The organism is Kitasatospora sp. MY 5-36 (genome assembly GCF_001182915.1).
GTDB lineage: Bacteria > Actinomycetota > Actinomycetes > Streptomycetales > Streptomycetaceae > Kitasatospora.
Genome location: NZ_LFVW01000739.1, coordinates 1 through 5,120 on the forward strand (window position 1 = coordinate 1; position 5,120 = coordinate 5,120).

Below are 5,120 nucleotides of genomic sequence, written 5' to 3' on the forward strand. Positions count from 1 at the left end.
CGGCCGCTCGCCGGGCCCCACCGGCCGGGCGGCAACGCCGTAGGCCCCGTCGTCCGGCCCCTCGCCACGCGCGAGGGGCCGGGCGGCACCCCGGCGGCGGCTGCGGGCCGTCGCACGAGCCAGCCTGACTATCTGTCCAACCGACCGGCCCGTCATGCGCGCGCGGGCGCATTGCCCACGATCGGGTGGTCCGGCCGTACTTCGCGCGCCGACGGCCGGGCCGGGACCGGATAGTGGAGCGGTCGCCGAGGCACGGGCCCGGCGCCCTTCGTCCGGAAGACCGAGGTGTACCGCCATGCCCACCACCGCAGCCACCGACCGTGTCGGGCTCGTGTTCTCACTGTTCGACGCCGACGGGAACGGCGCCATCGAACCGGCCGACTTCGACCTGATGGGCAGCCGTGTCGTCGCGGCGCTCCCCCAGGCCGACGAGGAGGCCAGGGACCGGCTGCTCGACGCCCTGCAGCGCTACTGGCGCACGCTGGTGACCGAGCTGGACGCCGACGGCGACGGACGGATCAGCCCCGAGGAGTTCACCGCCGTCGTGCTCGACCCGGAGCGCTTCGACGCCACCATCGACGAGTTCGCCCGGGCGCTCTCCGAGCTCGGCGACCCGGACGGCGACGGCCTGGTCACCCGCCCCGACTTCCTCACCCTGATGACCGCGATCGGGTTCGACCACCGGAACACCACGGCCCTGTTCGACGCGTTCGGCCCGGTGGACGGCGACCGCGTCCCGGTCGCCGTCTGGGCGGAGGGCATCCGCGACTACTACCGCCCCGAGAAGGCCGGCATCCCCGGCGACCGCCTGGTCCCCGGGACGGCCCGGTGACCCCGGCCGCCCACCAGGGCACCGGCCCGGCGCCGGTGCCCGTCGCCGGGCAGCCCGCGATCGGGCTGGCGGTGGGCCGGGGCACCGGCCCCGAGCTCGCCGCCGTCTTCGAACGCGTCCTGCGGGTGCTCACCGCCGCCCGCCCCACGGGCGTGCGGATCGTCCGCTCCCCGCGCCTCTACCACTCCTACGTCTCGCTGCGCTCGCTGGCCGGCCCCGCCGGGATCCAGGACCTGACCGGGCAGGACGCGGAGCACTACGAGCGGTTCTGCCGAGACCTCGCCGACGCCGGCACCACGGCCGTCTTCCGCACCGCGATCAACGCCCAGTCCCTGTACCTGGTGCGCCACCGCCTGCGCGCCGTCAAGGTCGACCTGTTACGGGAAGGAGAAACGTCACTGCTCCTGGTCCGCGACCAGGCCCAGGGCTTCTACACCGGGGAGAACCGGCACACCCCGGGAGAGGTCGTCCGCACCATGGCCTTCAGCCGGGAGACCACCGAGGCCGTCGTCCGCCACGCCCTGGAGCGGGCCCGGCGCGAATGGCCCGACGGGCGGATCGACCGCATCGTCATGGCCTACAAGTTCCATCTCCTGGACGGCGCGTTCGACGCCTGGGTCGCCGACATCGCCGAGCGGCTGGGCATACGGATCGAGGTGTTCCAGCCCGACACCGTGAACCGCAACCTCATCACCCACGGCCTGCCGGACCGCACCCTGCTGATCGCCGGGAACGAGTGGGCCGACATCATGCACGTGGTCCTGCTGGACCGCTTCGGCGCCCAGCGGCAGGAGAGCCGCTGCACGGAGAACGTGTACCTCGGCCCCGGCGCGGCCGGACTGGTGGAGTATCAGACCGTGCACGGCTCCGCCGACGACCTGGCCGGGCGCGACCTGGTCAACCCGGTGGCCACCCTGCGCGCCGCGGCCCTCGTCGCCGAGCGGCACGCCGCGGTGCCCGGCGCCGTCGGGGCGGTCGAGACCGCCCTGGCCGTCCTGGACGACAAGGGCGTGCGCACCCCGGACCTCGGCGGCCGGCACTCCACCACCGCGGTGGTCGACGCGCTGGTCGACGTCCTCGACCTGCCCGGCGCGTCCACCGGATCCACCGCCCCGGTGGGCGGGCCGTGAGCGCCCGGACGGGAACGGCCCTGGTGGTGGTGGACCTGCAGAACGACTTCTGCACCGGGCCGGTGGCCAGGGCCCGGTTCGGCGGCGACGGCGCCGTCCTGGACGCCGTGGTCGCCAACAGCGTCCGGGCGGTGGACCTGGCCCGGCGCGCGGGCGTGGAGGTGGTGTTCGTCCGCTTCCTCGGCGACACCGCCCACCAGGGCGCGGCCTGGCGCGCGCGGGACCGGCGGCTGGGCAAGCGGCCGAAGTGCCTGGAGGGCACCTGGGGAGCCCGGTTCCACGGGGTGGCCCCGGCCCCGGGCGAGCGGGTCTTCACCAAACGGGCCTGCTTCGACGCCTTCCTCGGCGACGGCCTGGAGGAGCACCTGCGCGCCGGCGGCACCGGGCACCTCGTCTTCGCCGGCCTCTACGCCGACGTCTGCGTGGACTCCACCGCCCGCACCGCCTTCCAGAAGGGCTTCCACATCACCGTCCTGACGGACTGCACCACCTCCCTGCACCTGCCCCACGACGAGGTCCTGCGGTTCATGCGCGTCCTGTACGGCGCCCGCACCACCACCGGCGACGACCCCGCGGCGTGGACCGCGCCCGTGCACGAGGAGGACCCGTGCACGCCCTGACCGGACCGGAGGACGGGACGGCCGCGGCCGCGGCGCACGGCGTCGCCTCCGGAGTGGGCCGTACCGCCCTGCTGGTGGCGGCCGCCCGCGCCATCGAGACCCACCGCCCCGACGCCCTGGCCCGCGACCCGCTCGCCGAGCACTTCGTGCGCGCCTCCCCCGCCTCGGCGCACTGGCCCCTCCACCCCGACCAGGTCCCCGACGCGGAGGCCGACCCGCTGTGGGGGCGCCTCGGGCGCTACTTCGGGCTGCGCACCCGTGTCCTGGACGACCACCTGCTGGCCGCGGCGCGGGCCGGCACGCGCCAGGTCGTCATCCTGGGCGCGGGCCTGGACTCCCGGGCGTACCGGCTCGACTGGCCGCCCGGCCGCGTCCTCCACGAGATCGACACCGAGCAGGTGCTGGCCTTCAAACGGGCGGTCCTCGACGCGGCGGGCGCGGCCCCCGCCACCGAGCGCCGCCCGCTGGCCGCCGACCTCCGCGGCGACTGGGCCGGGCCGCTGCTGGAGGGCGGCTTCGACCCGGCGGAGCCGACCGCATGGCTCGCCGAGGGGCTGCTGCTCTACCTCCCCGCCGAGGCCGAGCGGCGGCTGATGGCCACCGTGCACCGGCTCAGCGCGCCCGGCAGCACCCTGGCGTACGAGCTCAAGGACGTGGCCGCCGAACCGCCGGCGGTGCGCACGGCCCCCGCGTACGTCGCGGCCCGGGAGCGGCTCGGCATCGACCTGCGCGCCCTCTTCGACGCCGGCCCCCGCCCCGACTCCGCCGCGGAACTCACCCGCCTGGGCTGGACGGTGGCCGTGCGCAGCCCGTACGACTTCACCGCCCTGCACGGCCGCGGTCCGGCGCCGGAGCCGGACGACGCCCTGGCGGCCAACCGCTGGGTCTTCGCCGCCCGCCGCGGTCGGCCGGGCCGCATCCCGGGCGGCATCCCGGGCCGCCGCTGAATTCCGCGGCATTCCGCGGTATTCCCTGCCGTTCGGCGGGGGGGCTCCCCCGCCGAACGGGCGGGATTATCCAAGGGGTTTTCCGAAAGGGAAAAGGATGCACCCGCTGCGAAAACCGCATTACTCGACGTAATGTCGATCATGGATTCCGCCGCCTCGCGCCGCTCTGGCCGGGGCCCGGGTCCACGTCAATTCCGGTGTACAGCAAGGGATTTCACCGATCCCCGCGTGACCGGCAGGGGTGCCGGGAAATGCCGGACGCCGGCGGATTCACCTGACCGATCCTCATCGGTTCACCCGGTTGTCGATTTCGCGGAAACTGTTCGTCGCTATACGATCCTTCAGGAATCGGATCCTGATCCCCGGCCGGACCGGCAGACCCCGCAGTCGCCGCACCGGCCCGGGCAGAAGCGCGTTCCGCCCGTCCCCCCGCACGAACGCACTCCAGGTGGCCATGCATCCCCACACCGCCCACATCGACGGGTTCCACTACGGCTGGATCAACCCGGTCCTGTCCTACCTCATCGCCTGCACCGGCGCGGCGCTCGGACTGCGCTGCACCGTACGGGCCCTGACCCTGCCGCCGGCCCGCCGCCTGGGGTGGCTGCTGCTGTCCGCGGTCGAACTCGGCTGCGGCATCTGGACCATGCACTTCATGGCGATGATGGGCTTCGCCGTCACCGGCTCGTCCGTCGTCTACCGCGTCCCCGAGACCCTCGGCAGCCTCCTGCTGGCCATCGTCGTCGTCGGCGCCGGCGTCCTGTACGTCGGCTACCGCCGCAGGACGCTCGCCTCCCTGCTGATCGGCGGCACCGTCACCGGCTGCGGTGTCGCGGCCATGCACTACCTCGGCATGGCCGCCATGCAGGTCCAGGGCGTGGTCTCCTACGACCCCGTCCTGGTGGCCGTCTCCATCGCCATCGCCGTGGCCGCCGCCACCGCGGCGCTGTGGATGACCCTCAACATCACCGGCTTCGCCGCCTCGCTGGTCGCCTCCCTGATCGCCGGGGTCGCGGTCACCGCCATGCACTACACCGGGATGGCCTCCGTCTCCGTCCGGCTGGACGACCGGCTCCTGCCCGCCGGCCTGCCCGCCTCCCAGTTCGTCGTCCCGCTCGCCGTCGCCATCATGGCCGTCATCGCGATCGGCGGGTTCGTCCTCACCCTCTCCCCGCAGGACCCGGTCGACGTACCGGCCCGGGAGCCGCTGCGCGTCAAGCTCTTCGACCGCGGCGCCTGACCGGCCCGCCGTGCCGCGCGCACGGCACCGACGCCCCGGGGGCGGCCCGTTGTCCGGGCCCGCCCCCGGGGCGTTTCGCGCGTACGGCTGCGCCGCGGCCCGTCCCCCTCGACGGGCCGCGGCGCAGCGGCTTCACGGGGTGTCAGCGCGTGCGGGTCACACGGCCTGCCACAGCGCCGGGACGTTCGGCGGCTCCCAGCCGACCATGGCGGTGTGGCCCTGGAGGCAGCGGTAGGAGGCGCCGTTGTAGGTCACGACGTCGCCCGCCTGGTAGGTGGTGCCGGCGGTCCAGGTGCCGCCGGGGTTGGGGGTGCCCCCGCCGCCGACGGTGAGGCTGTACTGGGCGGTGTG

At 74.7% G+C, this 5,120-nt stretch carries 6 protein-coding genes; 5 read left to right on the forward strand and 1 reads right to left on the reverse strand.

All coding sequences use genetic code 11. From position 1 onward, the window contains the following. Positions 1-295: 295 nt before the first annotated feature. The 5 genes from AE652_RS47560 to AE652_RS34920 all read left to right on the forward strand — a co-directional run bounded on the left by AE652_RS47560 (position 296) and on the right by AE652_RS34920 (position 4,769). Complete coding sequence (locus tag AE652_RS47560; RefSeq protein WP_049658997.1) at positions 296-832, forward strand: EF-hand domain-containing protein; 537 nt, start codon at positions 296-298, stop codon at positions 830-832. After that, a complete protein-coding gene (locus AE652_RS34905; RefSeq protein ID WP_234348653.1) occupies positions 829-1,962 on the forward strand; it encodes an isocitrate/isopropylmalate family dehydrogenase in 1,134 nt (377 codons plus the stop codon). The genes AE652_RS47560 and AE652_RS34905 overlap by 4 nt, the downstream gene beginning before the upstream one ends. Further along, the gene (locus tag AE652_RS34910) at positions 1,959-2,582 is read left to right on the forward strand and encodes a cysteine hydrolase family protein (RefSeq protein WP_049658999.1); all 624 of its coding nucleotides are present in this window, start codon (positions 1,959-1,961) and stop codon (positions 2,580-2,582) included. Before AE652_RS34905 ends, AE652_RS34910 begins: the two co-directional genes overlap by 4 nt. Then, positions 2,579-3,529 carry an SAM-dependent methyltransferase gene (locus AE652_RS34915; RefSeq protein ID WP_049659002.1) on the forward strand — a complete coding sequence of 317 codons (951 nt, stop codon included), beginning with the start codon at positions 2,579-2,581 and terminating at the stop codon, positions 3,527-3,529. Before AE652_RS34910 ends, AE652_RS34915 begins: the two co-directional genes overlap by 4 nt. Before the next feature lie 454 nt (positions 3,530-3,983). Next, positions 3,984-4,769: an MHYT domain-containing protein gene (locus AE652_RS34920; protein WP_049659004.1), complete on the forward strand. Its 786-nt coding sequence runs from the start codon at positions 3,984-3,986 to the stop codon at positions 4,767-4,769. 156 nt (positions 4,770-4,925) lie between these two features. Here the strand turns inward: AE652_RS34920 and AE652_RS34925 are convergent. Next, positions 4,926-5,120 (reverse strand): carbohydrate-binding protein (locus AE652_RS34925; protein ID WP_049659000.1); only part of this gene is annotated, 195 nt, incomplete at its 5' end.